The sequence below is a fragment of the Mycobacterium sp. VKM Ac-1816D genome, from assembly GCF_000416385.1.
Classification (GTDB): domain Bacteria; phylum Actinomycetota; class Actinomycetes; order Mycobacteriales; family Mycobacteriaceae; genus Mycobacterium; species Mycobacterium neoaurum_A.
On the sequence record NZ_AOHQ01000136.1, the window covers coordinates 148,582 to 172,383 of the forward strand.

Genomic DNA, 23,802 nt, shown 5'->3' on the forward strand with positions numbered 1-23,802 from the left:
AGTGCTCAGCCGACGCCCTCCAGCGTGTCCGTCTCGGTCTGGCCGATCCGGGCGATCACCTCGGGCCGGTTGCGCACCAGATGGTAGTACCAGCCCAGGGCGACGGCGATCGTGGCCAGGAACAGATAAGGCAGGATGTTCAGCGGGAACGTCGGCACCGGATAGACATTGGCGAAGAAGGTGTAGGCCATGGCCAGGATCGCGATCACCGCGGTGATCCAGACCAGCCGGTTCGGTAGCCCGGCGCGCCGGGTGTAGACCACACAGGCGGCGGCGACCAGCGAGTACGCGATCATGTACCCGTAGGTGGCGTAGGTGTCGACCCACACCACGATGTCCATCGGATGCACGCCGGCTGCCAGCAGGATGATGTCCAGGATTATCGCGGCGGGCCCGGCGATCAGCAGCACCCGGTGCGGTGTCAGGTGACCGTCATGGGTGCGACCGAAGCGGTCGGCGACCACGCCCTCCTTGCCCATCACGTACCCGATGCGGCCGACGACGTTCAGCGGGGCGACCACGACCGCGAAGAACGAGGCACCCACCCCGAACAGCAGGATCGGATTGAACCAGGTCGGCATGCCGATCAGAGTGGCGATGTCCTGCAACGGATTCGCGCTGTCGGCCAGTCCCTCCTGCAGCACCGCGATCTGGGTGTAGGCGGCGAACACATAGAGCACACCCACCACCAGTGCGCTCCACATGATGGCCCGCGGTATCGCCGTGTAGGGGTTCCGCGCCTCGCGGCCCAGTGCGTCGGCGGAAGAGAACCCGACGAATCCGAGGATGCCGAGCACCATGCCCGCGGCGACACCCTGCCCCGGGACATCGCTGAGCGAGAACTGTGACGGATCCCAGGCGGCCGGTCCGGCCCACACCAGCGCCAGCACCAGCAGGATCATGATGATGGTGACCGACATCAGTTCCAGGGTCAACGAGACCCGGGCCGAGAGCCGGATTCCTCGGATCGTGAAAAGCGTTGCCAACCCGCCCAATACGACCGCGAGCACAATCGTGGCGACGGTACCGCCGGCCGGGATGCCCAGGGAGACCAGGAAGTCGCTGGTGTAGGAGATCGCGCCGCCCAGGGATCCGGCGGCGATGCCCCAGCAGCCGACCAGGAGCGCGACACCGGCCAGGTAGGCCCCGAACGGGCCGAGACCCTTGGACACATAGGTGTACAGCGAGCCGGCCGAGGCATTGCGGCGGGCGAACACCACCACGCAGTACCCGACCGAAAGGATGACCACCGTCGCCAGCGCGAACGACAAGATGGTGCCGGTGCCCGCGCTCAGATAGATGGCCGCCGCGGTGAAGGCGATGACGGCGCTGGGCGCGATGTTGGCGATGGCCTGCGCGGCCAGCTCCGGACCGGACATCACCCCGTGACGCAGGCCGGCGTCGACGGGCGGGTTCGTGGTGGCCATTCGGCTCCTTTGTATCGAAAGTCGTTGTACGCCGGTGAGGTCAGGGAATGAGCAGGGTGCGCAGCGCTTCGCCGGATTCCAGGTCCTCGAACGCCGCCGCCGCTTCGTTCAGTGGCCGGCTGGCCCAGATCAGGGCGTCGAGCTTGAGCTGACCGTCCATGTACCGATCCACGAGTGCGGGGATGTCGATCGAGGGGCGGACCGATCCGTAGTTGGAGCCCAGGATGCGCTGGTCGGCTTCGGCGAGCACCAGCGGTTCGAAGGAGGCTTTGGCGCCGGTGGGCGGCAGGCCGACCACGACGGCCGCCCCGCCCAGGCCCAGCATCCGGATGGCCTGCTCGGTGGTGCCGGTGTGGCCGAACGCGTCGAAGGCGTAGTCGACGCCGTCGGGGATGAGCTCGCGCAGTTGTTCCTCGGCGTCGCCAGTGGATGCGTTGATGCGGTCGGTGGCGCCGAACTGCACGGCCATCTTGGTCTTGTCGTCGCGGACGTCGATGGCGATGATCCGGCTCGCTCCGGCCAGTTTCGCGCCCTGGATGACGTTGAGGCCCACGCCGCCGCACCCGATCACTGCGACGGAGGCCCCCGGCTCGACCGCGGCGGTGTTGAGCACGGCGCCGACACCGGTCGCCACCGCGCAGCCGACAACGGCGATGACGTCCAGCGGGGCATCCTCGCGCACCTTCACCGCACCCGAGGCCGGGACGATGACCTCCTCGGCGAACGAGGAGACCCCGAGATAGTGGTGCACCGTCTCGCCGTTGCGCGACAGCCGCGATGTGCCGTCGAACAGGGTGCCCAGGGGTGCGACGACCGTGGCGACCTTCTGGCAGCGGGCCTCGTGGCCGGAGCGGCAGTAGCGGCACTCGCCGCACGGCGGTACCCAGGAGAGCACCACGTGGTCGCCGACTGCCAGCGTGGTGACACCCTCGCCGAGTTCGGTGACCACGCCGGAGCCCTCGTGGCCCATCACCAGCGGGGCCTTCGCATCCCACTCGCCGCGCTTGACGTGCAGATCCGAATGGCAGACCCCGGCGGCGGCGATCTTCACCCGCACCTCGCCGGGCTTGGGGCCGGCCAGGTCGACGTCCACGTACTCGATGGGCGTGGCGGGATCACGGAAGACGATCGCTTTCACTCGGGCTCCTCTGATTGCGGGAATGCTCCGAATCGTAGGGAGCGCACCAGCGCGTGGACAGCCGCAAAAATTGTGATCGAGTGAGATCAAACCATCATTTTGTACACTTCCGATGTGGCCTATGACGTGCGGGCGATCGCCGAGCATTTCGGCGCCGAGCTGGTCGCCGGTGCCGTCGACGGGGCGACGCCGGTCGAGGACAGCGTGGCGCTGGCCGATCTGGTGCTGCCCAGTTCGCCCGGGTACACGACGCTGGTGGTGGCCGCCCCCGGGGACTGGGCGCTGACGCTGGCCGCCGGTGCCGCGAAGGCGCCGCTGGCCGGATGCGTGGCGATCATCGCCGGCGGATCCCTGGATGGCGGACTGCGCGATGCCCTCGTCGGTGGGGCGAGAACCGCGGTCGCCGTGCCGCAGCTGTCCGCCGATGTCGTGCATGCGCGGCTGACGGCATTGATCGCCGCCGACCAGGCCGCCGAGGACCGCAGGGTCACCACGGGGACCAAGGTGCTCACGCAGGTGGCGCGCCGCGGCGGTGTGGTGGCGGTGGTGGCCGAGCTGGCACACCGGATCGACGGCTGGGCAGTGCTTCTCGATGCCCACGGCGAGGTGATCACCACTGCCGGCGCGGGCAGTCTGCACGTGCGTGACGCGGGTTCGGCCGCATTCGGGCGCCGGGTGCGGATCCGGCATCCAGGCCTGCAGGTGCATCCGGTGGGCCAGGGTGCCGACGTCAGCGCCTACCTGGTGATCGGGGCACGCGGATCCACCAGTCGCAGCAGGGATCTGGCCTCCCAGGTGGCCGCCCTGCTGGATCTGTTACTGCACACCGCCAATCACCCGGCGACCGAGCGTCTGGGGCGTGAGGTGCTGCTGTCGACACTGTTGCGTGGCGGTGTGGAGGCCGCAACACTGCTGCGGCGCTGGGGCGTTCACGAACAATCGCTGACGGCCTTCGCGGTGGCATCGCGATCGAGCGCGATCGACCCGGAACGACAGTCCATCCGGTGGCTCGACGAACTGGGAGCCGTCCACATGGTGTCCGCCGAACGGGGTCGGGTGCTGGGATTCATCGGTGCGGACCGGGCCCCGGAACTCGCCGCGATGGCAGAACGACTGACCGAGGCCGGTATGCCGCTGCGGATGGGGCTGGGATCGGCTGCGACGCCGGAGTTGCTCGCCCGCACCGCCGCAGAGGCACGACAGGCGCTCGAGATCGCGGTGGTCGATTCGCGCCCGGTCGTCTGGTACCGCTCCCTGGCCACCGTCTCCTACGTGCTGGATCACCTCGACGACAGCGCGATGACGCGCGTCGCCGCGATACTGGACCCGCTGCGCGACGACGGTGGCCGGCACGGCGAGCTGACCCGCACCCTGGAGATCTACCTGGCCGAGCACGGTGCCTGGGGATCCTCGGCGAGCCGGCTTCAGGTGCACCGTCAGACGCTGGCGGCGCGGATCCGCCGTATCGAGGAGCTGACCGGGCTGTCGATGGCCAGCCCCGACGACCGGACGGCCGCGTGGCTGGCCATCCGGGCTCTCAAGAGTCCGGCGACCGGCTGAGGCGCGGTCCCCTCGTCGAAGCGGAGTTCAGCGCAGTCATCGAATGACCGGACGATCAGGTCGCGAACAACCGCGATGTCCGCTCCTCGTGACGCATCCCGCTGATCTCCAATGCCGGTGACACGCTGCTCAACTCGCTCAGTGGCCGTTCGCAGGCGGCGTGCGCCAGCACCGCCATCGCTTCGGCGTTGCGTAGTTGGATGCGCTGGCTCTGCAGCGGGCCCAACCTGCCGAGCCGTACCGCCGCGCTCAACAACGAGGCCATCATCGATCGCAGCACGCCGATGACGGCGACCTCCCGGGGAATGCCCAACAGCGCCTGCACCACTCCGTCGACCACGGCGGCATGACCGGGCACCGCCCCCGTCGCCACCGCCAGCAGGTAGGGATGCCGTTGCCCGATCCCGATGTCGACAGCGGTGGCCGCCAGTTGGCCGCCCGCGGACACCGAGGCGGTGCGGGTATTGCCGAACAGCTTGTAGGTCGCGGCAAGATCGTCCAGGTCGGCGAGGGTGTCGAGATCATCGGCGAGCCAGGCATGCGCGGTGATGGTGGCGTCCAGCGTCGCGACACCGTGCCGCAGGTATCCGCAGACCACCGTTTCGACGGCGTCGGCACCGGCCTCCGGGCGACGATGCAACCACTCCTCCAGACCGTGGCTGTGCACCATCCGCCCGGCGGGGAACGCACTGTCGTGTAGCTGCAACCACAGCGCCAGTGCGGTGGTGAGGTCAGTGGTGGTGGCCGGCATGGTCATCCGCGGACGTCCGCGCCCAACCGTGGCCGGCCAGCGCCAGGTCGGTCACCTCACCGACGACACCCATCGTGGCGAGCATGTCCCTGGCGGCATCGGCGCTGGTGAACAGCGGAACGGTCACACCGTCATCATCGACGTCGACGGGGGCGTGCTGGTTGCCGAGCAGGTGTCCGAACATCAGCATGGCGCGCGCGGTGTTGTCGGCGAACCTGACCCGGATGGCGGGCTCGGCGGGACGGCGGACCACCACGATGGCGTGACCGTCATCGGCGATCACGGCATCCTGGTGCAGGAAAGTGCCGCGCGGCAGCATGATCCGCACCTCGATACCGGTGTCGGTGGTGACGAGCTGCCGGTGTTTACCAGCGTCACCCCAGCCGATGTCGACATGGTGGTGTCGGCGGCCGGCGAATGCCGGATCATCGACGTGTCCGAGTACGGTATCGACTATCACGGGGTGCTCCTGACGATCGGTGCGGTGGCCAATATGGTGCGAGCCGCGGTGTGCAGTGCTAGTTGCGCGGCGAGCAGCGCCGGTGCGCTCTCCGCCCTGATTCGTGCGAAAATACCGGCAGCAGAGGGAAGTTCCCCGGCCCCGCCCTCGCTGTCCCGGTGCCAGGCCAGCGCCGCGCGCACGGCGGACAGGACGGCTGTGACGCACCGGTCCGGCGCGATGATCAGCAGGGTGGCCAGATAGTCGGCCCCGATGGCAGCGTCCGCGGTGACCAGTTGACGGTCCCGTGCCACCACACGGCCCTGTATACGCACGGTGAAAGCGGTATCGACGGCGGCGTACCGGAATCGTTCGCCGTGTGCGATCCGTCCGGCGGCGATGGCATCCCAGCCGATGTACACCCCGCCGCGTGCGACATCGACCTCCAACTGCTGGACAAAGGTCGAATCAGCCTGCGGAATGATCGTTTTGGGCAGGTATTCCAGTACCGCCCCGGACTCCACACCGAATGACAACCGATGCCGGGCGCCGGGTCCGCCGCCGGCGAACACCTGGGTGGCGGCCTGGGAGGTGAGGTGCAGATGTGTGCCGGACGCACACCGCACGGTGGTGCGCAGGTCGTCATCGGAAAAGGTTCCGCCGCTGGGACTCTGCACACAGAGATTGGCTGCGTGGGGATAGGCGGGATCACTGTGCAGCGCGGTGGTCACCCGCTGCGGGTATCGCTGCCGCAGCCCGGTGATCCGCGTCGCGCCGCTGGCATCGGCGCGGGTGTGCAGGCTCAGCACACCGGGGGCGATCATGCTCGCGCCGTGAGCATCACACCGCGCAGCAACTCCTCGGTCAGGGCGTCCACGCCGGATCCGGAGCGCAGATCGGTGAACACCGTCGGCTTGGTGGGGCGGGCCACCGCGCAGTCGCGGCGCATCCCGTCCAGATCGGCACCCACCAGCTCGGCCAGGTCGATCTTGTTGACCACCAGCAGATCCGCCTGCAGCAGCCCGATGCCCTTCTTACGGGGGATATCGTCGCCGCCGGCGGTGTCGATGACGAAGATCCAGTAGTCCACCAGGTCGGAGGTGAAGGTGGCGGCCAGGTTGTCACCACCGGACTCGATGAGAATCAGATCGAGGTCGTCGAATTCGGCCGCCAGCCGGCGGGCGGCGGCCAGATTCGCCGACGGGTCCTCACGGATGGCGGTGTGCGGGCAGGCGCCGGTCTCGACGGCCAGCACCCGGTTCGGGTCGATGACCCCACTACGGCGCACCCGTTGGGCATCCTCGTCGGTCACCAGGTCGTTGGTGATCACCGCAACGCCGAGACCCCTGCCGATCAGTTCAGGCACCAGCGTCTCCACCAGCCGGGTCTTGCCCGACCCGACCGGACCGCCGATACCGATGCGAAGTACCTCGCCCATCGCGTTCTCCTCTACTTCAACGTGTACCGACGGCCCAGCGGCACCGTCGTCATCGGCACGCTCTGGCACAGTTGGCCGTCCACGATCACCCGGTAGGTGTCGGGCTCGATGCGGATATCGGGTAGGTAATCGTTGTGCAGCAGATCGGCTTTGGTCAGTCCGCGCGAGCCCCGACAGGCCACCAGCGGGGTCTGCAGGCCGAGCCGCGCACCCAGTCCGGCGTCGATCGCCGCGGCTGCCACGAAGTTCACCGACACATCGGTCGGGGTCTGCCCGTAGGCCGCCCACTGCGGGCGGTACTTCAACGGCTCGCACGTCATCAGCGATGCGTTGGCTTCGCCCATCACCGACCATGCCGGGAAACCGCCCTTGAACACGACCTCGGGCCGGATTCCGAAGAACTTCGGCTCCCACAGCACGATATCGGCGAGTTTGCCCGGTTCCAGTGAGCCGACCTCGTGATCGATCCCGAACAGACGGGCCGGATTGATGGTCAGCTTGGCGATATAACGCAGGATCCGGGCATTGTCGGCGCCGGTGCCCTCGTCGGCGGGCAGGGGTCCGCGGGTGGCCCGCATATGTGAGGCCAATTGCCATGTGCGGGCGATGGTCTCCCCGATGCGCCCCATTCCCTGGGAGTCCGAACCCATCGCCGAGATGGCGCCCATATCGTGCAAGACATCCTCGGCGGCAATCGTCTCGCGTCGGATCCGAGATTCGGCGAAGGCCACATCCTCGGGGATGCGGGGATTGAGGTGGTGGCACACCATCACCATGTCGAGGTGCTCGTCGAAGGTGTTGAGCGTGTAGGGGTTCGTCGGATTGGTCGAGGACGGAAGGCAATACGGTTCGCCGACGACCTGCATGATGTCCGGCGCGTGACCGCCGCCGGCCCCCTCGGCGTGATAGGTGTGGATCACCCGGCCACCGATCGCGGCCATGGTGTCCTCGTAGAAGCCGGACTCGTTGAGGGTGTCGGTGTGGATCTGCACCTGCAGGTCCAGTTCGTCGCCGGCGTCCAGTGAGGCCCGGATGGCCGCCGGGGTGGCGCCCCAGTCCTCGTGGATCTTGAACCCGATGGCGCCGGCCAGTCCCTGCTCGATCAGCGGTGCGGTACCGGACGCGCTGCCGTTGCCGATGAAACCGAAGTTCATCGGGAAGGCCTCCGCGGCCCGCAGCATGCGCGCCAGGTTGGTCGGCCCCGACGAGGTGATGCCGACGGTCACCGGGCCGAGGCCGCCACCGATCATGGTGGTGATGCCACTGGAGATGGCCTCTTCGACGAGGCCGGCGCTGTCGAAGTGCACGTGCACGTCGATGGCGCCCGCGGTGGCGATCATGCCCTCACCGGAGCGGATGTCGGTGCCCGCGCCGATGATCAGATCGGGGTGCACACCGTCCATGGTGCGCGGGTTGCCCGCCTTGCCGATCCCGACGATGCGCCCGTTTCGGATACCGATATCGGCTTTACGGATCCCCAACACGGCGTCGATGATGAGGGCGTTGGTGATGACGAAGTCCAGCGCCCCATCACCATTGGTCATGTCACCGTGCACAGCCATGCCCTCGCGCATGGTCTTACCACCACCGAAGACCGCCTCGTCACCGTAGACGCATGCGTCGGCCTCGACACGGGCCAGGAGTTCGGTGTCGGCGAGGCGCACCCGGTCCCCGGTGGTCGGTCCGTACAGCTCGGCATAGCGGGCACGGCTGATGCGGTATGCCATCTCAGCTCTCCGAATCCGAGGTGTCCAGGAAACCGCGGGCGCGCACATCGCTCATCAGCGCCGCATCGGCCGGGATATCGGTGCGTCCGTTGGTGACATCGTTCTGACCGATCACCACGCGGTCACCCCCGTAGCAGGTCAGCGACACCTCCTGCGTCTCACCGGGTTCGAAGCGCACCGCCAACCCCGACGGGATGTCCAACCGCATGCCGAATGCCGATCGCCGGTCGAATCGCAGCGCCCGGTTGCATTCGAAGAAGTGGAAGTGCGAACCGACCTGGATGGGGCGGTCGCCGGTGTTCTGCACGCTCACCGACACGCTGGCCCGGCCGGCGTTCAGCTCAAGCTCGCCGTCGGCGGCCAGGACCTCACCCGGCGTGAACGCGATCTCGTCGGCGGTCCGGGTGCCGGGTCCGATCGCATCGTGCACGGTGACGAGCTTCTGCCCGTCGTCGAAGAATGCCTCGACCTGAACCGAACCCAGCAGGGTGCGCACACCGGGCATGACATCGTCATCGGTGAGCAGATCGGCGCCGATGGCGGCGGCCTCGGCCACCCCGGCGCCGGATCGGGCGGCCTCGATGACCTCGTCGGCGATCAGTGCCCGGGCTTCGGCGTAGGTCAACGCCAGGCCCGCCGCACGGTGCTTGCGGGCCAGTTCGGCGGCGAGGAACACCAACAGTCGGTCTTCGTCCTTGGGTGTCAGATGCATGCGTCAGCCCGTGATTCCCTCGGCCCACGGATAGTTCTTGAGGAATGGGTCGGGGGTGATGGGTTCCGGTGACTGCCAGACCTGGTCGATCAGGCCGCTGGGAACGACCTTGCCGACGCGTGCGGTCTTGGTGACGTGGTGGTTCTCGCCGTCGATGGTGACCGCCCCTTCCGGGGCGTCGACGGTGACGCCGCCGGCCGCGGACTGGATGTCTGCCACCGCGAACGAGTCGGCCTTCTCCACGGTCGCCTTCCACAGATACACCGCGGTGTAGGCCGATTCCATCGGATCCGAGGTGACCCTGCCGGGACCGTACTTGGCCTTGAAGTCGGCGACGAACTTCTTGTTGGCCGGAGTGTCGAGGGTCTCGTAGTAGTTCCACGACGACAGCTGCCCGACCAGGGTGTCGGCGCCGATGCTCTTGACCTCCTCTTCACCGACGCACATCGACATCACCGGCATGGTCTGGGCGGTCAGCCCGGCGCTGTTGTATTCCCGGAAGAATGCCGTCAGAGAACCGCCCACCACGACGTTGAAGATGGCGTCGGCACCGGCACTGCGGATCTTGTTGACGATCGTCGCGAAGTTCGTACTGTCCAGTGGCACATAGTCTTCGCCCTTGATCTCGATACCGTTGGCCGCGGCGTAGGCCTTGACGATGGCATTGGAGGTGCGCGGGAAGACATAATCGCTGCCCACCAGGTAGAGCGAGGTGACGCCCTGCTGCTTGAGATAGTCCAGGGCCGGGATGATCTGCTGGTTGGTGGTGGCGCCCGAGTAGAAGATGTTCTTCGATGACTCCAGACCCTCGTACTGCTGACCGTAGTAGAGCAGCGCGTTGGAATCCTCGAACACCGGCAGCATCGCCTTGCGGCTTGCCGAGGTGTATCCACCGAAAACCGCTGCGACACAGTCGCTATTGACCAGCTTGTTGGCCTTCTCGGCGAACACGGTGGGATCCGATGCGCCGTCCTCGGACACGAGGTCGAGTTGCTTGCCCAGCACCCCGCCGCCGGCGTTGATCTCTTCGACGGCCATCGCGATCGCGTCATGGATGACCGACTCGCTGACGGCCAGACCGCCCGACAGTGAGTTGATCGAACCGATGGTGACCTCGGAGCCCGATGTGTCCGCGCAGCCCTGCGCCGCCGCGCCGGCGTCGTCGCCGGCCCGACTGCCGCAACCGACCGCGAGCATGGTCGTGGTGGCGAGCAGTGCCACTCCCGCGCTGATTCTGTTCATATGAGTCGCCTTCGCTGGTCGTGGATCGTTGGCGATCAGCGTAGGAACCAGGGGATTTGTGGGCTATGGGAGGAATCTCCCATTTCTGCGGTGCTGTTGCCTGTCCGCCGCGCAGGCGAAACATCGGCGAAACATGGCCTGCCCATCATGCTTTCGGGGACGTGACAAGAAGGATCTGATGGCAGGCGCATACGCGGAGGTGCTGGGTAGCAGCGCGAGTATCGAGACGCGCGCCCACGAGATGCTCGAGGCGCTGAGCGCGCGGTCGGCCTCGTCGGCGTCGGCGATCAGCCTGTGGGATCCGATCCGTCGCCGCCATGTGGCCGTCGCCAACCACGGTTACCCCGATCATGTGATGGAGCACCTGAACACCTGGTTCATCGACCACGACCCGCTGTTCGACTCGATGCGGGTACGCGGCCTCGGCGCGTTGCGTTGGCGCGACTTCCCCGAGTATCGCGATACCTACTCCGTGCAGGGCGTTTTCGCCCCGGCGGGTTTCGACGAGGGGCTTTCCGCGCGCCTGGTGACCGCGGACGGCAGCTATGCCGGAACTATCCACGTCAACTGTGACGACGCCCGCCACCCCACCGATGACGATGTGGCAGAGATCAATTCGCTGCGCGCACAGATGGCCGCTCAGCTCGACTTCTCCGCGCGACCGCGCATGGTCGCCGAGCTGATGGCGCCCGAGGCGCAGGCCTGGGCGATCGACGGTGACGGACAGGCGCATCTGCTGATCCACGGTGACACCTTCGCCGCCCCGCTGGATCGCATGCTGGTGGCCGAAATGGTGATGGCCTCCCGCACAACGGGTTTGGGATTGCGACCCGAAGCCACCCGGTGGTTCGACGGCACCACCTGGTTGCACAGCAGGATCATCGACACCGCCCGCCGCTTCGAGCGGGACAGTCTTTCCGGTGTGCTGTTGGTGACCCGCGACCCGCTGCCGTTCGGTATCACCGCCCGTGAGCTCGATGCCCTGACCCTGGCGGCGCAGGGTCTGACGAACAATCAGATCGCCGCCCGCCTGTTCATCAGCGTCCGGACCGCGGGCCACCACCTGGAGAGTGCGATGGTCAAGCTCGGCGCGAGTAACCGGGCGGCGTGTGTGTCGCACGCGGTGACCTGGGGTCTGCTGTCGGGGCGGCTGCTGGCGGGGAATGTTTGGGCCGCCGACAGCGCTTAGACGGGCATGACCGACCAGACCTTCCGTCTCGCCCCTGATGCCACCCTGCTCACGCCGGTGCGGGTCGGAGCCATTGAGGCGGCCAATCGGGTGTTCATGGCGCCCCTGACGCGCTCGCGCGCCCAGTCCGACGCCACGCCGTCGGATCTCGCGGCGCTGTATTACTCCCAGCGGGCGGGGGCCGGGCTGATCATCAGTGAGGCCACCGCGATCTGCGAGCAGGCCAACGGCGCCTATATGAACACCCCCGGCATCTACACCGACCGGCACCAGGAGGCCTGGTCCGATATCGCCGATGCGGTGCATGCCGGGGGCGGAAAGATGTTCGTGCAGCTCTGGCATGTGGGTCGGATGGCCCATCCGGACATCAGCGGATTCGAGACGGTGGGTCCGTCGGCGGTCGCCGCGGACATGCTCACCCACACCCCGTCGGGCAAGCAGCCGTTGCCGGTGCCGCGTGAACTCACCGAGCGTGAGATCGGCACCATCATCGGCCAGTTCCGCGGCGCCGCCCGCCGCGCCGTCGATGCCGGTATGGACGGGGTGGAGATCCACTCGGCCAACGGCTACCTGTTGCACGAGTTCCTTTCCGATGTGGTGAATCTGCGCACCGACGCCTACGGCGGATCTGCGGAGAATCGCGCCCGACTGACCGCCGAGGTCGTGGAGGCGGTCGCCGACGAGATCGGTGCGGACCGCGTCGGATTGCGGATATCCCCGGGAAACGGTGCGGGCGATATGCGTGAGAACGATCAGGTCGGCGCCTATGAGGCGTTGCTGAACCGCATCCGTCCGCTGGGCATGGCCTATCTGCACGTCCTCATCGATCCCAGCACCCAGACGTTCGGGGCGCTGCGGGCGCTGTGGCCGGACACCCTGGTGCTCAACACCGGCCGCGACACCGGAACCGATTTCTGCCAGCTGGAGTCCCTGGTGGACTGGGGTGCGGCGAGCGCGGTCGCGGTGGGTCGGAGCTGGCTGGCCAACCCGGACCTGATCGACAGGCTGCTGCTCGGGGCCGAGCTCAACGAGCCCGACGTGGCGACCTTCTACGCCTCCGGCCCGGCCGGGTACGTCGACTATCCGACGCTCGCGGAGGCCGAACCGCAGTCGGCCTGATCCAGGCAGCCCCAGTGGCCACCTATCGCACGCCTTTTGCCTGATGGCGTGCGATAGGTGGCCACTTGCGGATGGGTGGAAATTGGACCAACCAACAGGTTGGTTTACGATTTTGTTAGGGTGCGCGATCAGTGCCCTGTCACCCACCCGAAAGGGAACAACATATGTCCGAAGGTGCCTTCATCTATGAGGCCATCCGCACCCCGCGCGGTAAGCAGCGCGGTGGCGCCCTCAACGAGATCAAGCCGGTCAACCTCGTCGTCGGTCTGATCGACGAGATCCGGGCGCGCTACCCCGACCTCGACGAGAACCTGATCAGCGACGTCATCCTGGGTGTCGTATCCCCGGTCGGCGATCAGGGCGGCGATATCGCCCGTACCGCGGTGCTGGTGTCGGGTCTGCCCGAGACCACCGGTGGCTTCCAGCTCAACCGGTTCTGCGCCTCGGGCCTGGAGGCCGTCAACCTCGGCGCCCAGAAGGTGTCCTCGGGCTGGGACGACCTGGTCCTCGTCGGCGGTGTCGAGTCGATGAGCCGCGTCCCGATGGGCTCCGACGGTGGCGCCTGGGCCGGCGACCCCGAGACCAACTACCGCGTCGGTTTCGTCCCGCAGGGCATCGGCGCCGATCTGATCGCCACCATCGAGGGCTTCTCGCGCGAGGATGTCGACGCCTACGCCGCGCGCTCGCAGGACCGGGCCGCAGCGGCATGGTCGGGCGGCTACTTCGCCAAGTCCGTGGTGCCGGTCAAGGACCAGAATGGCCTCGTCGTGCTCGATCACGACGAGCACATGCGTCCCGGCACCACCGTGGAGAGCCTGGGCAAGCTCAAGCCCGCCTTCGCGGACCTGGGTGCGATGGGCGGCTTCGACGATGTGGCGCTGCAGAAGTACCACTACGTGGAGAAGATCAACCACGTCCACACCGGCGGTAACAGCTCGGGCATCGTCGACGGCGCCGCGCTGGTGCTCATCGGTTCCGAGGCGGCTGGCAAGGCCCAGGGGCTGACCCCGCGGGCGCGTGTGGTGGCCACCGCCACCAGCGGCGCCGACCCGGTGATCATGCTCACCGGCCCCACCCCGGCGACCAAGAAGGTGCTCGACCGCGCCGGACTGACCGTCGACGATATCGACCTGTTCGAGCTCAACGAGGCGTTCGCCTCGGTGGTGATGAAGTTCCAGAAGGATCTGAACATCCCGGACGAGAAGCTCAACGTCAACGGCGGCGCCATCGCGATGGGCCACCCGCTTGGTGCCACCGGCGCCATGATCACCGGAACCATGGTCGACGAGCTCGAGCGTCGCGGTGCCAAGCGTGCGCTGATCACGCTGTGCGTCGGCGGCGGCATGGGCGTGGCCACCATCATCGAGCGCGTCTAGGGAGACTGAACAACCATGGCTGAGAACACCATCAAGTGGGAACAGGATGCCGACGGCATCGTCACCCTGACGCTGGACGACCCGACCGGTTCGGCCAACGTGATGAACGAGCACTACAAGCAATCCATGCACGACGCGGTGGAACGCCTTGTCGCCGAGAAGGATTCGATCACCGGTGTGGTGATCGCCAGCGCGAAGAAGACCTTCTTCGCCGGCGGTGACCTCAAGGGCATGATCAACATCGGCCCCGACGATGCCCAGCAGGCATTCGACGAGGTCGAGTTCATCAAGTCCGACCTGCGCAAGCTGGAGACTCTGGGCAAGCCCGTCGTGACCGCCATCAACGGCGCCGCGCTCGGTGGCGGTCTTGAGATCGCGCTGGCCACCCATCACCGCATCGCCGCCGACGTCAAGGGTGTCGTCATCGGTCTGCCCGAGGTGACCCTGGGCCTGCTGCCCGGCGGTGGCGGCGTGGCCCGCACCGTGCGGATGTTCGGCATCCAGAAGGCCTTCATGGAGGTGCTGAGCCAGGGCACCCGGTTCAACCCGACCAAGGCCAAGGAGATCGGTCTGGTCGACGAGCTGGTCGGCAGCGTGGACGAGCTGATCCCGGCGGCCAAGAAGTGGATCAAGGACAACCCCGAAGGCGGCGTGCAGCCGTGGGATGTCAAGGGCTACAAGATGCCCGGGGGCACCCCGAGCAGCCCCGGCCTCGCCGCGATCCTGCCGTCGTTCCCGGCGCTGCTCAAGAAGCAGCTCAAGGGTGCGCCCATGCCGGCCCCGCGGGCGATCCTTAGTGCGGCCGTCGAGGGTGCCCAGGTGGACTTCGAGGGTGCCACCCGCATCGAGAGCCGCTACTTCACCCAGCTGGTCACCGGCCAGGTCGCCAAGAACATGATCCAGGCGTTCTTCCTGGACCTGCAGGCCATCAACGGCGGCGCCTCGCGTCCCGAGGGCATCGCGCCGGTGCCGATCAAGAAGATCGGTGTGCTGGGCGCGGGCATGATGGGCGCCGGTATCGCCTACGTGTCGGCCAAGGCCGGGTACGACGTGGTGCTCAAGGACGTCACCATCGAGGCGGCGCAGAAGGGTAAGGCCTACTCCGAGGGGCTGGAAGCCAAGGCACTCAAGCGTGGCAAGACCACGCAGGAGAAGTCCGACGCACTGTTGGCCAAGATCACCCCGACCGCCGATCCGGCCGATCTGGCGGGTGTGGACTTCGTGGTCGAGGCCGTCTTCGAGAACCAGGAACTCAAGCACAAGGTGTTCCAGGAGATCGAGGACATCGTCGAGCCCAACGCGCTGCTGGGCTCGAACACCTCCACCCTGCCGATCACCGGTCTGGCCACCGGTGTGAAGCGCCAGGAGGACTTCATCGGGATCCACTTCTTCAGCCCCGTGGACAAGATGCCGCTGGTCGAGATCATCAAGGGCGAGAAGACCTCCGACGAGGCGCTGGCCCGGGTGTTCGACTACACCCTGGCCATCAAGAAGACGCCGATCGTGGTCAACGACAGCCGTGGCTTCTTCACCAGCCGTGTCATCGGCACCTTCGTCAACGAGGCGCTGGCGATGCTCGGCGAGGGTATCGAGGCTGCCACCATCGAGCAGGCCGGAGCCCAGGCCGGTTACCCGGCCGCGCCGCTGCAGCTCTCCGATGAGTTGAACCTGGAGCTGATGCACAAGATCGCCGGCGAGACCCGCAAGGCGGCCGAGGCGACCGGTGAGACCTACGTGCCGCACCCGGCCGAGGCCGTCGTGGAGAAGATGATCGAGATCGGTCGCCCGTCGCGTCTGAAGGGTGCCGGGTTCTACGAGTATGCCGATGGCAAGCGGGTCGGTCTGTGGTCGGGGCTCAAGGAGACCTTCAACTCCGGTAGCGCCACCATCGAGCTGCAGGATGCGATCGACCGCATGCTGTTCGCCGAGGCTCTGGAGACCCAGAAGTGCCTCGACGAGGGTGTGCTGACCTCGACCGCCGATGCCAACATCGGTTCGATCATGGGTATCGGCTACCCGCCGTACACCGGTGGTTCGGCGCAGTTCATCGTCGGCTACGAAGGCCCGCACGGTGTCGGTAAGGCCGCGTTCGTGGCCCGTGCCAAGGAACTGGCCGCCCGCTACGGCGACCGCTTCAACCCGCCCGCCTCGCTGGAGGGCTGATCGCGGCGCGCCACTGGGCGCGCGGTAAGACCAGAAGCCCCCGGGCCCGCTGTCCTCGAAACGGCGAGCCCGGGGGTTTTCTCGTGCGCGCCGGCGACTCCTCGGCAGGGGTGATGCCATGGGCGAGCCCGTTGGCGGCATGGATCCCGGCGGCGAAGGCCGCCACGGCGGACCAGATGCGGGAAACGGGGTGTCGATGCGTCATATCGACGACGATGCCGGGTCCGCCGCCGTGAGCACACTGGCACTGATGTCGACTAACGATAAGATAGTGACATGCACGCTGTTGCCATCCTGGTCTATGACGGGATGACCGGATTCGAATCCGGTCTGGCCGCCGAGATCTTCGGAATGGCCGAGCTGCCAGGACGGTTCTCCGCCGGGGTGGCCCCCGCCGGATATGCGGTCAAGCTGTGCTCCGAACAACCCGAGATCCGCATGCTGGGCGGCGCCGTGGTGCGCACCTCCTACGGCATCGAGGATCTGGCGAACGCCGATACGGTGCTGATACCCAGCGTGCGCGATGTCGAGCAGGCACCCTCGGATGATCTGCTCGACGCCATCCGCGCGGCCGATGCCCGGGGTGCCCGGTTGGTCTCCATCTGCTCCGGTGCCTTCGCGCTGGCTGCGGCCGGCGTGCTCGACGGGCGCACCGCGACGACACACTGGATCTACGCCGACCTGTTGGCGCAGCGCTATCCGGCGATCGATGTGGATCCGGCGCCGCTCTACGTCGACAACGGGCGGGTGCTCACCAGCGCGGGCTGCGCGGCCGGGCTGGATCTGTGCCTGCACATCGTGCGTGCCGACCACGGCGTGCGGGTGGCCAATGACGTCGCCCGGCGTCTGGTCATCTCACCGCACCGCGCAGGCGGGCAGGCGCAGTACATCGAAACGCCGGTCCCCGAACCGACGGTCGACGGCCGGATCGCCGCCGGGATGGCCTGGGCGCTGGAACATCTGGACCGACCCATCACCCTCGACGAGCTCGCCGAGCGGTCGTCGCTGTCCCGGCGCAGCTACCTGCGCCAGTTCGCCAAGGCCACCGGGACCACGCCGATCAAATGGCTTATCGAGCAACGCATCCAGGCCAGCCTGGCGCTGCTGGAATCCTCGGACCTCGGCGTCGAACAGATCGCCACGCGGGTCGGCTTCGAGTCACCGGTGACCTTCCGCCATCACTTCGTCCGGCAGATGCGCACCACACCGCGCGAGTACCGCGGGTGCTTCTCGGGATAGTGGTCACGTTGTATCTGCCGACCCGGTAGAGCAGGCTGACCGGATGACCCACTTCGCCTCGCGTTCGGCAGCGAAGTTCCCGGCCATCGCCGACCAGTCGGTCCGGCTACTGCGCATCTACCTGTGCGCCACCGGGTTTCTCTACACCTATGGTGTCGTGTTCACGATCTTCCCGGTGCGTACCGACCTCGAGTTCGCCAATCCCGTCGGCGGCATCATCGCGGTTGCACTCAGCGCAGCGGCGCTGATCCAGCTGGCCGTCCGCCCGGACCACACGCTGCCCGCCACCGTCGCCGCGGTCGCCGCCACCCCGACGGTGATGGCCTTCCACGTCACCCTGACCGCCGAATACATGTGCCTAATCGCGCCGATGTTCCTGGCGATGTACCTACGCGCCTTCTATCCGGCCCGCCGCGCGTGGACGTGGATCGCGATACTGGTCATGTGCTGTGTCGGCGCGGTCGCGGTGGCCCCGGCACCGCATGTCGGGGTGATCACCTTCCTCATCATCGCGGTCGCGATCACCGGTGCGGCGGAATCCTTCGGATTACTGATGCGTGCGATGTTCACCGCCGCGTGCACCGATCCGCTCACCGGACTGGCGAACCGCGCGGGCTGGGAGATGGCGACCGCGGATCTGATCGGCCGGTCGGGTGCGCGACCGGTCACGGTGATAGCGCTGGATATCGACGGGCTCAAGGCGATCAACGACACCCAGGGACATTCGGCGGGTGACCGGCGTATCACCGACTACGCACAGTTGTGGTCGAGGTTGGTACCGCGCGGGGCGGTCTTGGCGCGCTTGGGGGGCGACGAGTTCGCGATCTGTCTGGCGGGCGCGACCACCACGCAATGTGAACGACTGCTCGACGGAATCCGCTCGAGCACACCCGGGGTCAGCATCGGCACCGCCACCGACGCGGCACCCGCCGATATTGCCGGGCTGTATGCCCGCGCGGACGCCGATCTGTACCGCGGTCGCGGCCGGCCGCTGCGCGAGGTGTCCGACCTCGGCTAGCTGCCGATGGCCCTGATCAGATGCAGGGGGTGAAGAACAGCAGTCGCGGGCCACAACCGAGCAGCGGACCGGGCAATCCCGGAGGCGGCGGCAGGCCCGGCAGCCCGATCGGCGGCGGGGGCGGCAGCTGCGGGGGACCGGGCAGCCCGATCGGCGGGGGCGGCGGCAAGCCGGGAAGCCCGGCGGGCGGTGGGGGAAGGCTCGGCAGACCCAGCGCAGGAAGTGCCGTGGACACTCGTGCCACATCGGAGACAGCCGAGAAGGTTTGACCGGTTGCCTGAACGGCACCCAGGGCACCGCCCAAGGGATTGACCTCACCGGGTAACAGGCCGAACAGCGCCAGAACGGCGGCGGTGTCTGCGGCGGCGCCGGCGAGCACCGCGGGCCAGCCGACGATGGTGTTGGCGATGCCGAAGGACGTACCGATGGTCGAGTTGATCTCGGGGATCGCGCCGACGTTGCGGGCCAACTGCACCACGCCACCCAGCTGATCAGGGGTCAGTTTGGCGACGGCAGGCGTCCGGGCCTTCTGGACGGCGGCCGAGATCAACGACTGGCATTCGCCGGTGTCGGAGTTGCGGACCTGAGAGTCATTGCAGGTGTCGACGCAGTTGCCGTTGTAGGAGACCTGACCGCGCGAGCACTGCTCGGCAAGCGCCGGGGGTGCGAAGGCCACGGTCATGGCGGTCAGCGGCAGCGCAGCCGCCAGCGCGGCATTCGCGATGCGACGTCGGAGGGCAGTCATGACCATGTCCTTCATTTGGTGCAGCAACGATTTAGGTACAGCAACGATCCCGTCACAGTGTAGACGATGTAAGAAAGTGGCGCGTGGGCCTAAAGTCGATGGCTATGCGCTTCGGACTGTTCATCCCGCAGGGTTGGCGACTCGATCTCGTCGACATCCCCACCGAAAACCACTGGTCAGTGATGAATGAACTGGCTCGTCACGCCGATAACAGCACGTGGGACTCGGTGTGGGTGTACGACCACTTCCACACCGTTCCGCTACCCACCGACGAGGCCACCCATGAGGCCTGGTCGCTGATGGCGGCGTTCGCGGCGGTGACCGAACGGGTGAAATTGGGCCAGATGTGCACCGCCATGAGCTACCGCAACCCGGCCTACCTGGCAAAGGTCGCCGCCACCACCGACATCATCTCCGGCGGCCGCGTCCAGATGGGTATCGGTGGCGGCTGGTACGAACACGAGTGGCGCGCCTACGGCTACGGGTTCCCCTCGGCGGGCGCTCGGCTGGGCCGACTCGACGAGGGTGTGCAGATCATGCGCGACGCCTGGCGCGACGGCCGGGTGACCTTCGACGGCAAGCACTACCAGGTGAACGACGCCATCGTCGCGCCCAAGCCGCTGCAGGAGGGCGGGCCGCCGCTGTGGATCGCAGGCGGCGGCGAGAAGGTGACATTGAAGATCGCGGCCAAATACGCCCGCTACACGAACTTCAGCAGCGCGCCGGAGGATTTTCGGCACAAGTCCGATGTGCTGGCCGAGCACTGTCGCGCGGTGGGCACCGACTTCGACGCCATCGTCCGCTCGGCGAACTTCAACTGCGTCCTGGCAAGTTCCGAAGACGAGGTGAGCCGGCGCCTGCAGCACATCCGGGACCGCCAGGTCGGCGCCGTCGGCGAGGACGCCGCACCTGCCATCGATGCCATGCTCGCCAACGTCGCCTCGCCGGACTCGGCCACCGGTACCCCCGAGCAGGTCATCGAACGCCTCTCGCGGCTGCGTGATCTCGGGTGCGAATACGCCATCATGTACTTCCCCGAAGCGGCCTACGACCGCTCTGGGATCGAACTCTTCGAGCGTGAGGTCATTCCTGCCCTGAGCTAGGGGAGCGGCTGTGGCTGACGTGGCGCAGTGGACTGCGCCGAAATGCCTTGGAGTGAAACTTTTTTGGCGGTCGGGTTCAGCACCTGACGCCGACCCTCGGCCCTTGTCAGAGGTGCGATAGTGGCAGGTATGGAAAAGATCTCACTGACCGCGCTGGCTCGCGAGCATCTGGAGACCGCACGTTCGGCCAGCAGTGGTCGCAGTGCGCACACCGTCTACGGCGGACACGAACACAGCTTGCGGCAGACGCTGTTGGCGCTGTCGGCGGGAAACGGGCTCGACGATCACGAGAGCCCGGGGGAGGCGACGCTGCAGGTGCTGCAGGGCCGGGTCCGGCTCACGACGGCCGAGGCGAACTGGGAGGGCTCAGCCGGCGATCATCTGGTGGTGCCGAAGGTTCGGCACGGGCTGTCGGCGCTCGAAGATTCGGTGGTGCTGTTGACCGTCGTGAAGGCCGTCGGTCCGCACGTCTAGAACGGGCTCGGGTTGGACTGCCATTCGGCGTCCTGCGGACGGGCGCCGTAGCGGCGCGCGTAGTCCTCGTGCAGGCGGGCGTTCTTCTCGCGGTTCATCGTGTCGATCAGTTTGGGGTCCAGCCCGTGCTGGGACAGTCGGTGCCGACGCCACACCTTGTTCAGCACGAAGGCCATGATCAATGCCCAGGTGTAAATGGGCACGGTCATCTCCAGGTGGACGTACAGTGATGCCGGCAACAGCCACAGCGGAGCGAGGATGACGGCCGGTGGGATCGCGTAGCGCAGCATGTGCCTGCGCACCGCACCCTTGCCGGTCAGGTCGGCCGTCACCCAATCGCGCATGGAGTCGGGCAGGCGGCGTCCATATGCATAGAGCACCCGCTGGAAGAAGCTCGGTGTTGCGGCCATACTTTAGATAGTACCCTAACTATTAGTAGGCGAAGCAAGTAGTACAGTGTGATGGTGGCCGCTGTGACCGAAGACCTCGACCCCCTCGCCCTGGAACGTCAGGTGTGTTTCGCGCTGGCGGTTACCAACCGCGCAGTGCTGGCGGTGTACCGCCCGCTCCTGGAACCGCTGGGCCTGACCCATCCCCAGTACCTCGTGATGCTGGCGCTGTGGGACAACGACAAGGCTGGCGGTGATGCGCTGTCGGTCAAGCAGATCGCCGGGCTGCTACAGATGGACTCGGCCACCGTCTCGCCGATGCTCAAACGCCTCGAGGCGCTCGGATTCATCAGCCGAACCCGCAGTGTCTCCGACGAGCGCACCACGCTGGTCACCCTGACCAAGGGCGGTTCCGCACTGCGACGGCAGGCGCTGGCCATCCCCCCGGCCGTGGTGGCCCGACTCGGCGTCGACATGGCCGAACTGGAGCAGCTGCACTCCGTGCTCACCCGGATCAACCTGGCCGCGGTGGCGGCCGGGGCGCTCGATTCCTAGCCGCGGTGTGACAACACGTTGACGATATTGCCCGCGGCGTCGGCGAAGAAGAACCGCCGTACACCCCACGGCTCATCGGAGAGCGGGTGCACGATGGTCAGTCCGGCGGCCACCGCTGCCTGGTACGCGGCATCGACATCATCGACCTCGACCGACACCGTGGGGTTGACCGGCGCGGTCTGATCTCTTGTCATCAGGCTCAGCTGATGACGGTGGTCGGCATCGGCAAGCGTGACGATCCAACCGTGGTTCATCACCTCGGTCAGCCCGAGCGTCGCGATATACGCGGCACGGGCGGCGTCGACATCGGGCACGGTCAAGATCGGGACCACCCGGCCAACGGTCATATCGCCGGGCCAAGCAGGTCGTCGGCGTCCTTGATGAGGTAGCCGTAGCCCTGCTCGGCCAGGAACCGCTGCCGGTGTGCGGCGTACTCGGCATCCAGGCTGTCGCGGCTGACCACCGAATAGAAGATCGCGCCACCGCCGTCGGCCTTGGGCCGCAGCAACCGGCCCAACCGCTGCGCCTCCTCCTGACGCGACCCGAAGGTTCCCGAAACCTGGACGGCGACCGAGGCTTCTGGCAGGTCGATGGAGAAGTTGGCGACCTTGGAGACCACCAGGGTGCGGATCTCGCCGCGCCGGAACTGGTCGAAGAGCTCCTCGCGCTCGGCGTTCTTGGTCGACCCCTGGATCACCGGCGCACCGAGTTCCTGGCCGAGTTCGTCGAGCTGGTCTAGGTAGGCGCCGATCACCAGTGTCGGCTCGTTCTTGTGCTTCTCCAAGATCGACTTCACCACCGCGATCTTGGTGTGCGCCGTCGAGCACAGCTTGTAGCGTTCCTCCGGTTCGGCGGTCGCGTAGATCATCCGTTCGTTGTCGGTCATGGTGACCCGGACCTCGATGCACTCGGCCGGTGCGATCCAGCCCTGGGCCTCGATGTCCTTCCACGGCGCGTCGTAGCGCTTCGGACCGATCAGCGAGAACACGTCACCCTCGCGACCGTCCTCCCGAATGAGGGTGGCGGTCAATCCGAGCCGGCGGCGCGACTGCAGATCGGCGGTCATCCGGAACACCGGCGCGGGCAGCAGATGCACCTCGTCGTAGATGATCAGGCCCCAGTCGCGGCTGTCGAAGAGTTCGAGGTGCTTGTATTCGCCCTTGGTGCGCCGGGTGATCACCTGATAGGTCGCGATGGTGACCGGGCGGATCTCCTTGCGCTCGCCCGAGTACTCGCCGATCTCCTCCTCGGTGAGCGAGGTCCGTGCGATCAGCTCGCGTTTCCACTGCCTGCCCGCCACCGTGTTGGTGACGAGGATCAGGGTGGTGGCACCGGCCTTGGCCATGGCGGCGGCGCCGACGATCGTTTTCCCGGCGCCGCACGGCAGCACGACCACACCCGAGCCGCCTGCCCAGAACGATTCGGCCGCCATCTCCTGGTAGTCGCGCAGCGCCCAACCGTCCTGGGCGAGGTCGATCCGGTGTGCCTCACCGTCGACGTAACCGGCCAGATCCTCGGCGGGCCAGCCGATCTTGAGCAGCATCTGTTTGATCCGCCCTCGCTCGCTGCCGTGCACGATGACGGTGTCGTCGTCGATGCGGGCACCGAGCATCGGGGTGATCTTCTTGTTGCGCAGGACCTCTTCGAGCACCGCGCGATCCAGGCTGACCAGCGTCAGCCCGTGCGCGGGGTGCTTGACCAGCTGCAGGCGCCCGTAGCGCGCCATGGTGTCGACGATGTCGACCAGCAGCGGCTGCGGTACCGCGTAGCGGGAGAAGCTGACCAGCGCATCGACGACCTGCTCGGCGTCATGGCCCGCGGCGCGGGCGTTCCAGAGCGCCAGCGGGGTGATCCGATAGGTGTGGATGTGTTCGGGTGCGCGTTCCAGTTCGGCGAACGGCGCGATCGCGGCGCGCGCGGCGCCGGCGAGTTCGTGATCGGTTTCGAGCAGCACGGTCTTGTCGGACTGCACGATCAGTGGGCCCTCGGTGCTCATCC

23 protein-coding genes are annotated in these 23,802 nt (G+C 67.1%); 10 read left to right on the forward strand and 13 right to left on the reverse strand.

Going from position 1 to position 23,802, the window contains the following annotated elements; translation table 11 throughout:
• Nucleotides 1-5: 5 nt before the first annotated feature.
• Both G154_RS14525 and G154_RS14530 read right to left on the reverse strand, forming a co-directional pair.
• On the reverse strand, nucleotides 6-1,427 hold the full coding sequence (locus G154_RS14525; RefSeq protein WP_019511153.1) for an APC family permease: 1,422 nt from the start codon (nucleotides 1,425-1,427) through the stop codon (nucleotides 6-8).
• 40 nt (nucleotides 1,428-1,467) lie between these two features.
• On the reverse strand, nucleotides 1,468-2,565 hold the full coding sequence (locus tag G154_RS14530; RefSeq protein WP_019511154.1) for an alcohol dehydrogenase catalytic domain-containing protein: 1,098 nt from the start codon (nucleotides 2,563-2,565) through the stop codon (nucleotides 1,468-1,470).
• A 114-nt stretch (nucleotides 2,566-2,679) separates the two neighbouring features.
• Here G154_RS14530 and G154_RS14535 point away from each other — a divergent pair, with 114 nt between their 5' ends.
• A complete protein-coding gene (locus G154_RS14535) occupies nucleotides 2,680-4,125 on the forward strand; it encodes a CdaR family transcriptional regulator (protein WP_019511155.1) in 1,446 nt (481 codons plus the stop codon).
• Nucleotides 4,126-4,180: 55 nt separating this feature from the next.
• On the opposite strand, the gene G154_RS14540 is transcribed toward G154_RS14535, so the two are convergent.
• Genes G154_RS14540 through urtA form a run of 7 tightly spaced genes read right to left on the reverse strand, consistent with a single transcriptional unit; the run spans nucleotide 4,181 to nucleotide 10,434 of the window.
• Nucleotides 4,181-4,882: an urease accessory UreF family protein gene (locus G154_RS14540; protein WP_019511156.1), complete on the reverse strand. Its 702-nt coding sequence runs from the start codon at nucleotides 4,880-4,882 to the stop codon at nucleotides 4,181-4,183.
• The gene (locus G154_RS14545) at nucleotides 4,857-5,336 is read right to left on the reverse strand and encodes a hypothetical protein (protein WP_019511157.1); all 480 of its coding nucleotides are present in this window, start codon (nucleotides 5,334-5,336) and stop codon (nucleotides 4,857-4,859) included. The genes G154_RS14540 and G154_RS14545 overlap by 26 nt, the downstream gene beginning before the upstream one ends.
• Nucleotides 5,333-6,139, reverse strand: a complete 807-nt coding sequence (locus G154_RS14550; RefSeq protein ID WP_019511158.1) for an urease accessory protein UreD — start codon at nucleotides 6,137-6,139, stop codon at nucleotides 5,333-5,335. Before G154_RS14550 ends, G154_RS14545 begins: the two co-directional genes overlap by 4 nt.
• Nucleotides 6,136-6,753 (reverse strand): urease accessory protein UreG, encoded by a 618-nt coding sequence (gene ureG, locus G154_RS14555; RefSeq protein ID WP_019511159.1) that lies wholly within the window; start codon nucleotides 6,751-6,753, stop codon nucleotides 6,136-6,138. The genes G154_RS14550 and ureG overlap by 4 nt, the downstream gene beginning before the upstream one ends.
• A gap of 11 nt (nucleotides 6,754-6,764) precedes the next feature.
• Nucleotides 6,765-8,480 carry an urease subunit alpha gene (gene ureC, locus G154_RS14560; protein ID WP_019511160.1) on the reverse strand — a complete coding sequence of 572 codons (1,716 nt, stop codon included), beginning with the start codon at nucleotides 8,478-8,480 and terminating at the stop codon, nucleotides 6,765-6,767.
• A gap of 1 nt (nucleotide 8,481) precedes the next feature.
• On the reverse strand, nucleotides 8,482-9,192 hold the full coding sequence (locus tag G154_RS14565) for an urease subunit beta (protein ID WP_019511161.1): 711 nt from the start codon (nucleotides 9,190-9,192) through the stop codon (nucleotides 8,482-8,484).
• A gap of 3 nt (nucleotides 9,193-9,195) precedes the next feature.
• The gene (gene urtA, locus G154_RS14570; protein ID WP_019511162.1) at nucleotides 9,196-10,434 is read right to left on the reverse strand and encodes an urea ABC transporter substrate-binding protein; all 1,239 of its coding nucleotides are present in this window, start codon (nucleotides 10,432-10,434) and stop codon (nucleotides 9,196-9,198) included.
• Between the two features lie 178 nt (nucleotides 10,435-10,612).
• Between urtA and G154_RS14575 the strand changes: the two genes are divergently transcribed.
• The 6 genes from G154_RS14575 to G154_RS14600 all read left to right on the forward strand — a co-directional run bounded on the left by G154_RS14575 (nucleotide 10,613) and on the right by G154_RS14600 (nucleotide 18,538).
• Nucleotides 10,613-11,623 (forward strand): helix-turn-helix transcriptional regulator, encoded by a 1,011-nt coding sequence (locus G154_RS14575; RefSeq protein WP_023986266.1) that lies wholly within the window; start codon nucleotides 10,613-10,615, stop codon nucleotides 11,621-11,623.
• A gap of 6 nt (nucleotides 11,624-11,629) precedes the next feature.
• Nucleotides 11,630-12,742: an alkene reductase gene (locus G154_RS14580; protein ID WP_019511164.1), complete on the forward strand. Its 1,113-nt coding sequence runs from the start codon at nucleotides 11,630-11,632 to the stop codon at nucleotides 12,740-12,742.
• A gap of 164 nt (nucleotides 12,743-12,906) precedes the next feature.
• Nucleotides 12,907-14,118 carry an acetyl-CoA C-acetyltransferase gene (locus G154_RS14585; protein ID WP_019511165.1) on the forward strand — a complete coding sequence of 404 codons (1,212 nt, stop codon included), beginning with the start codon at nucleotides 12,907-12,909 and terminating at the stop codon, nucleotides 14,116-14,118.
• Between the two features lie 15 nt (nucleotides 14,119-14,133).
• Complete coding sequence (locus G154_RS14590) at nucleotides 14,134-16,281, forward strand: 3-hydroxyacyl-CoA dehydrogenase NAD-binding domain-containing protein (RefSeq protein WP_019511166.1); 2,148 nt, start codon at nucleotides 14,134-14,136, stop codon at nucleotides 16,279-16,281.
• Nucleotides 16,282-16,557: 276 nt separating this feature from the next.
• Nucleotides 16,558-17,520 (forward strand): helix-turn-helix domain-containing protein, encoded by a 963-nt coding sequence (locus G154_RS14595; RefSeq protein ID WP_019511167.1) that lies wholly within the window; start codon nucleotides 16,558-16,560, stop codon nucleotides 17,518-17,520.
• 43 nt (nucleotides 17,521-17,563) lie between these two features.
• Nucleotides 17,564-18,538, forward strand: a complete 975-nt coding sequence (locus G154_RS14600; RefSeq protein WP_019511168.1) for a GGDEF domain-containing protein — start codon at nucleotides 17,564-17,566, stop codon at nucleotides 18,536-18,538.
• Nucleotides 18,539-18,554: 16 nt separating this feature from the next.
• Here G154_RS14600 and G154_RS26820 read toward each other — a convergent pair whose 3' ends face one another.
• Nucleotides 18,555-19,283 (reverse strand): hypothetical protein, encoded by a 729-nt coding sequence (locus tag G154_RS26820; RefSeq protein ID WP_187697568.1) that lies wholly within the window; start codon nucleotides 19,281-19,283, stop codon nucleotides 18,555-18,557.
• A 104-nt stretch (nucleotides 19,284-19,387) separates the two neighbouring features.
• Here G154_RS26820 and G154_RS14610 point away from each other — a divergent pair, with 104 nt between their 5' ends.
• Both G154_RS14610 and G154_RS14615 read left to right on the forward strand, forming a co-directional pair.
• A complete protein-coding gene (locus tag G154_RS14610) occupies nucleotides 19,388-20,386 on the forward strand; it encodes an LLM class F420-dependent oxidoreductase (RefSeq protein ID WP_019511170.1) in 999 nt (332 codons plus the stop codon).
• A 129-nt stretch (nucleotides 20,387-20,515) separates the two neighbouring features.
• Nucleotides 20,516-20,860 carry a cupin domain-containing protein gene (locus G154_RS14615; RefSeq protein ID WP_019511171.1) on the forward strand — a complete coding sequence of 115 codons (345 nt, stop codon included), beginning with the start codon at nucleotides 20,516-20,518 and terminating at the stop codon, nucleotides 20,858-20,860.
• On the opposite strand, the gene G154_RS14620 is transcribed toward G154_RS14615, so the two are convergent.
• Nucleotides 20,857-21,270 (reverse strand): DUF5313 domain-containing protein, encoded by a 414-nt coding sequence (locus tag G154_RS14620; protein ID WP_019511172.1) that lies wholly within the window; start codon nucleotides 21,268-21,270, stop codon nucleotides 20,857-20,859. The two genes, G154_RS14615 and G154_RS14620, sit on opposite strands and share 4 nt — an antisense overlap.
• A gap of 54 nt (nucleotides 21,271-21,324) precedes the next feature.
• Here G154_RS14620 and G154_RS14625 point away from each other — a divergent pair, with 54 nt between their 5' ends.
• On the forward strand, nucleotides 21,325-21,804 hold the full coding sequence (locus G154_RS14625) for a MarR family winged helix-turn-helix transcriptional regulator (RefSeq protein WP_030133238.1): 480 nt from the start codon (nucleotides 21,325-21,327) through the stop codon (nucleotides 21,802-21,804).
• Here the strand turns inward: G154_RS14625 and G154_RS14630 are convergent.
• Complete coding sequence (locus G154_RS14630) at nucleotides 21,801-22,151, reverse strand: VOC family protein (RefSeq protein WP_019511173.1); 351 nt, start codon at nucleotides 22,149-22,151, stop codon at nucleotides 21,801-21,803. The two genes, G154_RS14625 and G154_RS14630, sit on opposite strands and share 4 nt — an antisense overlap.
• Nucleotides 22,148-23,800, reverse strand: a complete 1,653-nt coding sequence (locus G154_RS14635) for a DNA repair helicase XPB (protein WP_036479808.1) — start codon at nucleotides 23,798-23,800, stop codon at nucleotides 22,148-22,150. The genes G154_RS14630 and G154_RS14635 overlap by 4 nt, the downstream gene beginning before the upstream one ends.
• Nucleotides 23,801-23,802: the final 2 nt, after the last annotated feature.

Excerpts from the sequence above, each read along its gene's own strand:
- G154_RS14525 (WP_019511153.1), bottom strand. The coding sequence starts at position 1,427 with ATGGCCACCACGAACCCGCCCGTCGACGCCGGCCTGCGTCACGGGGTG.
- G154_RS14540 (WP_019511156.1), bottom strand. The coding sequence starts at position 4,882 with ATGACCATGCCGGCCACCACCACTGACCTCACCACCGCACTGGCGCTG.
- G154_RS14550 (WP_019511158.1), bottom strand. The coding sequence starts at position 6,139 with ATGATCGCCCCCGGTGTGCTGAGCCTGCACACCCGCGCCGATGCCAGC.
- ureG (WP_019511159.1), bottom strand. The coding sequence starts at position 6,753 with ATGGGCGAGGTACTTCGCATCGGTATCGGCGGTCCGGTCGGGTCGGGC.
- ureC (WP_019511160.1), bottom strand. The coding sequence starts at position 8,480 with ATGGCATACCGCATCAGCCGTGCCCGCTATGCCGAGCTGTACGGACCG.
- G154_RS14565 (WP_019511161.1), bottom strand. The coding sequence starts at position 9,192 with ATGCATCTGACACCCAAGGACGAAGACCGACTGTTGGTGTTCCTCGCC.
- urtA (WP_019511162.1), bottom strand. The coding sequence starts at position 10,434 with ATGAACAGAATCAGCGCGGGAGTGGCACTGCTCGCCACCACGACCATG.
- G154_RS14575 (WP_023986266.1), top strand. The coding sequence starts at position 10,613 with ATGGCAGGCGCATACGCGGAGGTGCTGGGTAGCAGCGCGAGTATCGAG.
- G154_RS14580 (WP_019511164.1), top strand. The coding sequence starts at position 11,630 with ATGACCGACCAGACCTTCCGTCTCGCCCCTGATGCCACCCTGCTCACG.
- G154_RS14585 (WP_019511165.1), top strand. The coding sequence starts at position 12,907 with ATGTCCGAAGGTGCCTTCATCTATGAGGCCATCCGCACCCCGCGCGGT.
- G154_RS14590 (WP_019511166.1), top strand. The coding sequence starts at position 14,134 with ATGGCTGAGAACACCATCAAGTGGGAACAGGATGCCGACGGCATCGTC.
- G154_RS14595 (WP_019511167.1), top strand. The coding sequence starts at position 16,558 with ATGCACGCTGTTGCCATCCTGGTCTATGACGGGATGACCGGATTCGAA.
- G154_RS14600 (WP_019511168.1), top strand. The coding sequence starts at position 17,564 with ATGACCCACTTCGCCTCGCGTTCGGCAGCGAAGTTCCCGGCCATCGCC.
- G154_RS26820 (WP_187697568.1), bottom strand. The coding sequence starts at position 19,283 with ATGACTGCCCTCCGACGTCGCATCGCGAATGCCGCGCTGGCGGCTGCG.
- G154_RS14610 (WP_019511170.1), top strand. The coding sequence starts at position 19,388 with ATGCGCTTCGGACTGTTCATCCCGCAGGGTTGGCGACTCGATCTCGTC.
- G154_RS14615 (WP_019511171.1), top strand. The coding sequence starts at position 20,516 with ATGGAAAAGATCTCACTGACCGCGCTGGCTCGCGAGCATCTGGAGACC.
- G154_RS14620 (WP_019511172.1), bottom strand. The coding sequence starts at position 21,270 with ATGGCCGCAACACCGAGCTTCTTCCAGCGGGTGCTCTATGCATATGGA.
- G154_RS14630 (WP_019511173.1), bottom strand. The coding sequence starts at position 22,151 with ATGACCGTTGGCCGGGTGGTCCCGATCTTGACCGTGCCCGATGTCGAC.
- G154_RS14635 (WP_036479808.1), bottom strand. The coding sequence starts at position 23,800 with ATGAGCACCGAGGGCCCACTGATCGTGCAGTCCGACAAGACCGTGCTG.